This window comes from Fictibacillus phosphorivorans (genome assembly GCF_001619875.1).
Classification (GTDB): Bacteria; Bacillota; Bacilli; order Bacillales; family Fictibacillaceae; genus Fictibacillus; species Fictibacillus phosphorivorans_B.
In genome coordinates this window covers 1-5,120 of the sequence record NZ_LRFC01000005.1, presented here as the reverse complement: position 1 = coordinate 5,120, position 5,120 = coordinate 1, and the positions used below count along the sequence as shown (strand labels likewise).

General features: G+C 39.9%; 6 protein-coding genes. All 6 read left to right on the top strand.

The window, feature by feature from the left end; all coding sequences use genetic code 11:
* Positions 1 to 475: phage neck terminator protein (locus AWM68_RS21670; RefSeq protein WP_066238255.1), on the top strand; the 475-nt coding region annotated here is incomplete at its 5' end.
* Between the two features lie 14 nt (positions 476 to 489).
* Positions 490 to 1,473 carry a DUF3383 family protein gene (locus AWM68_RS05510; RefSeq protein WP_066238253.1) on the top strand — a complete coding sequence of 328 codons (984 nt, stop codon included), beginning with the start codon at positions 490 to 492 and terminating at the stop codon, positions 1,471 to 1,473.
* A 14-nt stretch (positions 1,474 to 1,487) separates the two neighbouring features.
* Entirely contained in the window at positions 1,488 to 1,871 is a 384-nt protein-coding gene (locus AWM68_RS05505) for a phage structural protein (RefSeq protein WP_066238249.1), read from the top strand.
* A gap of 81 nt (positions 1,872 to 1,952) precedes the next feature.
* A complete protein-coding gene (locus AWM68_RS05500; protein WP_066238261.1) occupies positions 1,953 to 2,216 on the top strand; it encodes a hypothetical protein in 264 nt (87 codons plus the stop codon).
* A 49-nt stretch (positions 2,217 to 2,265) separates the two neighbouring features.
* Complete coding sequence (locus AWM68_RS21270) at positions 2,266 to 2,412, top strand: hypothetical protein (protein WP_156488309.1); 147 nt, start codon at positions 2,266 to 2,268, stop codon at positions 2,410 to 2,412.
* A 14-nt stretch (positions 2,413 to 2,426) separates the two neighbouring features.
* Positions 2,427 to 5,120: hypothetical protein (locus AWM68_RS05495; protein ID WP_066238246.1), on the top strand; the 2,694-nt coding region annotated here is incomplete at its 3' end.

Below are 5,120 nucleotides of genomic sequence, written 5' to 3'. Positions count from 1 at the left end.
GAAAATAGAAGCGTTTAAAGAAATCATTGCTCAGATCAAAAAGGATACAGGAGTGCCAATTGTTAAAGGAAACACGAAAAACAAGCCACCTGAACTACCATATGGAATCTATAACATTACTTCTCCGTATATTCGAGGTCGTGGGCAAGGTGTTATTACACAATTTAATAACGATACAGGTAATTATGAAAAACGAGCTGAACAATACAAGTTCACAGTCTCACTTTCATTTTTTGCTGAAGATAACGAAACCACGATCGACCACGCTATGAAGGTCCGTCAGTGGTTTTTATTCTTGGGTAAGAATTTTATTACTGAACGAAATCTGGCGGTTGTTAGGGTTGAGAACATCGCAAACCGTACCACGTTTATAGTAGACGATTACGAATACAAGCATGGTTTTGACGTTCAATTTCGAGCTACTGATGAGCAAATAAAACAGATAACCGAAAATATTGAAACGGTTGTCAATTAAGGAGGCAAATCATAATGCCATTACAAGATGTAAAAGTAACGATCGATGTGGCATATCCTGCTCCTAGAATTGGTCTAGGAAGGCCGGCTATTTTTACACAACAAGTAGGAGCCGGAACATACAAGGAATATTCTACACTGGAAGCCTTGACCGCTGACTTTGACTCCAGTACAGAGGCTTACAAAAAAGCAGAAGTTATATTTAGGCAGCCTAATCGTCCTGACCAAGTGGCAGTGGCAACTTATGAAACTGATATTGGTACTGCACTTGCACAATATTATAATCGTGCTTGGCACTTTGCTTTAGTCGCTGGTGATGTTTCTGCTGATCAAGTGGCCGCAGCAAGTTTTATTAATGATAAGGATTTTAAATTTCTTGCGGTTCAAGTAAAAGATGATGCTGGGCGCGAGGCTGTCAAAGGGAAGAAAAGAACACTTGTTTTTGATCACAATGTGTCCGGAGAGCACTTAGATGCAGCTACAGTCGGAAATCTAGGTTCTCTCTCCGTAGGGTCTATCACTTGGAAGTTCAAACAAGTCGTCGGTATTACACCTCGCTATCTGACTGATACTGAGATTGTTGCAATCGATGAAGACTCTGCGATTGCTTATGTTGTAAAAGCCGGAAGACCACAATTGTCTGAAGGTTGGTTGTCTGATGGAGAATACATTGATGTTGTCCATGGGAAGGATTGGATTAAGGTAGACATGGAGAATGAAGTTCAAAATGTTCTAGCTCAGGCAGAAAAGTTACCGTATGACGCAAGAGGAATTAACGCGATAGAAGCTGCAGCTACTACTACTCTATTGCGTGGTTTTAATAACGGGATTATTGCTGCTAAAGAAGACAAGACTCCAGATTTTACAATATCTGCTTTAACACGAGAACAATCAGATCCTCAAGATCGATCAACACGTGTTTATAGAGGTTTACATTTTGAATTTGGACTCGCAGGAGCCATTCATGAAGCAAGAGTCACCGGCTCGATTAGAGTTTAAGGAGGGAATACAGGATGATAACTTATGATCCTAAAGATGTGACTGTGACTGTAGGCAGCCGTTTTATTACAGGCTATGCAGAAGGGTCTATGGTTGAATGTGAAAAAGATGAAGATAATTTCAGTGCTAAGGTTTCAGCTCAGGGTGAGGTAAGTGTTGCAATAAGTAATAATCCTCTTGGAACAATTACTATTACTCTTGAACAGACTTCGCCAGACGTAAAGTACTTAAATTCATTAGCAAATTCCAAACAAGTTATACCGATTTGGGTAAAGGGACCAACTGAAAAAGCTGGCGGCACTAAGGCTATGATTAAGAAACCAGCAGGAGTAACATTTGCTGATGAAACAGAAGATCGAGAGTTTGAAGTTCAAGTTTTTGATTACACAGTAGAGTAATCCGAAAGGGCAGGATATTTCTTGTCCTTTTTCTTATGAGGTGAAAAAATGCGAAATGCACATAAAAGGGAGATGTTGAAAATGGCTAAAAAAAGCGGAGCAACAGAAACAGTAACTGTAGAAGGAATCGATTATACGCTACAACACCCAGGTGTTCGTGCTGGGGTGCAGCTACGCGATCGTTCAAAGGACATGAATGGAAATATGGTCGAAGAAAAGCTTTATAGCGAGTTAATGAAACATGTAATTGTTGAGCCTAAAGTGAACTGGGATACTGTTGAAGAAATCGGAAATGCAGCTTTTACAGAGCTAATGAAAGAGGCCTCTACCTTTCTTATGGGCTAAGCCTTTACCAAAGGCGGTTTACGAAAAAACAGCACGGGATCACTGGATCATGTGGGGTTTGGTATTTGGAGAGGATTCAAATATAACGTATACGGAAGCATCTCAAATGGATGTACACGAATTAGGTGAAGCTAACGCTGCCTACAAAATCTATAAACAAATGAAGAAAAAAGCGATGCAAACTAAGAAGAAGTAAGGGGGTGGAATATAGTGGCTAATGAACATTTGCGCGATACTTCGATTCTCGTTGATGTATTAACTGACGTCGACCCCCTAAGAGAGATAAATAAACAGATGAGACAGGTCACCCAGAATGCAAAAATAATGGGTAATTCATACGATGCTTTATCAGATGCTTCAAAGATAATGCTTAAGCAAATGAAATATGGCTGGAATACTCAACGGGAAAGTATTATCAAGTATCGCAATGATTTAATAGGAGCCGAATATGGTTATCATCTTCTAGCAAAAGGGGCTAGAACCTACCAGGGAAGCACTAAGAAACTAATGGCTAGTATTGTTTCTTTAGGGGCTACACACAAGAAAGCTACCGATGGGATGATGGTGGATGATGACCGGAAGAGAATGAGTATTTTCAGGACTATCGGTGCCTATGCCAATATGACACCTATGGCTAAAAAGGTTGCTGATGGTTATAAGAAGCACAATCCATTCTTAACGGTTAATAATGCAGGTCTTAAGTTGGTTAGCACTTTACAAGAAATAGCTAACCGCGCAAATCCAGCAGCCATAGCATTAGAAAGATTAGGTGCTAACGCAAGCACTAAAGACCTAAATGACGAGATCCAAAAAATTAATCGTGGTCTAGGAGCGATGCCTACTGTTGCAATGGGTGCGGCTATTGCAGGTGGAATTTTGTACACGGCACTCTATAAGGCTGCTCATGGCCCTAATGTACAAGAAGTATTTCAAAAGCAACAAGAGGCATTGAAGGAATATGCAAATGCTGTTAAAACTCGCACTAGAGAGATCATGGATACATGGGGCTTATTCGAAAAGGTTCAACTCGAAAAATTAAATCCCAAAAACCTTATAAAAAACCTCCAAGGGCAAGTAGATACATTGAGGGATTGGAGCAATAATCTAAAGACTTTAGCTGCTCGGGGAGTAGATGAAGGATTAATTGCTGAACTAAGGAAAATGGGGCCGGCGGCTGCTTCAGAAGTTTCAGCGATGGTTAAATCATCGGATGTTGGTTTAGCCGAATGGGTCTCTTTATGGAGAGAGAAAAGCGCACTGGCTAAAACCGCAGCTGTTACCGAACTGGATAAATTGAAAGCAGAAACTGATAATAAAGTTCAAGAATTGCAGAACTCGCTAAAACCACTGGGGATTGCTACGGAAGAAATGAAAGGATCATTAGCAAAAGCATTCCAACCAATGGTTGAAGTCTTTTCCATGATCATGACACCAATCATTAAATTTATCACTTACATTTCAAACCTTATCGTTAAGTTTAATGAAGCGCATCCTGTGATGGCAAAGGTGCTCCAAGGGATAGTGATGTTAGTACCTATACTCACCCTGTTGTTATTACCTTTAGGTTTAGGTATAGGTTTGATTAACGGATATAGAGCAGCTTTGTTTTTTCTAATGAAGATGATAGGTCCAATCATTACGTTTATGGCATCGATGAGCGCTACCGTATGGCTGGTTGCAGCTGCCCTTGTCATCATACCTACCGTTCTAGTATTGATGTATAAAAAATTCGAATGGTTCCGTAATGGTGTAAACGCTGTGTTCGCCGTAATTTTATCGGTTGTTCGTACAGTAATATCAGTTGTCATAGGTTTTATTCGTCAAAAGATGACTGAACTTCAAGTATGGTGGCAAACGAATGGAACGATGATTCTTCAAGCAGCCACAAACGTTTGGAATGTAATAAAAACGGTTATTGGCGGGGTTCTCCTTGCAATATGGACTGTAATGAAGTTTGTATGGCCGTTTGTGTTAGCGTTGATTATCTCGGTATGGAATAACATAAAAGGCGTAATTAACGGCGCAATTATGGTGATTACAGGAATAATTCAGTTCTTTGCTGCTTTATTCACTGGTAACTGGACGGCACTTTGGGCAGCAGTTAAACAAATTCTAGTTGGTGCGTTCATGTTTATCTGGAATTGGATTAACCTTATATTAATCGGTAGATTCCTAGCTATATTTAGAGTTTTTGGAACTGCGGGAAGTGCAATATTCCGGATGGCGTTTAATGGCATTCGAGCTTTAACAGTAACCATTTGGACGGGCATAAGAACATTTTTTGTTGGTCTTTTTAATTGGTTAAAAAGTGCAGCCACAAATGCAACTAGTGTAACCAGAAGTGTTTTTACAGCAGCATGGAATATCATTAAAAGCATCACGCAGGGGTTAGGAAACTTTATTAAAACCATTTGGAACACTATTAAAGCAGCTGTTACTGCAGCAGCTCAGGGAATATGGAACGCTGTTAAAGCATCTTTTAACGGGATGATGAACGCTGTCAAAACAATCATGAACACCATTTTCACTACGATCAAATCGATTTGGGACAAGGTCATGGGCTTCTTTAGAGGCGTCGATTTAAAACAGATCGGTAAAGATATAATGAATGGTCTGCTTAGTGGTATCACGAGTATGGGTGATGTGGTCTGGAAAAAAGTAAAAGGGATCGCAGATAACATTAAGAAAACTTTTGCTAAGGTTTTGGATATAAATTCTCCATCACATGAAATGTTTAAACTGGGACGTTTTACAATGCAAGGTGCTGCACTAGGTATGGAGAAGGAACAAGATTTTATTCGTAAAGTAACATATGAATCTGCACAAATACCAATGGAGTACACTCCAGAAACTTCAGCAACAACGTACAACACTAGCTCGGATCGCTCAATTGTGTTCGCTCCT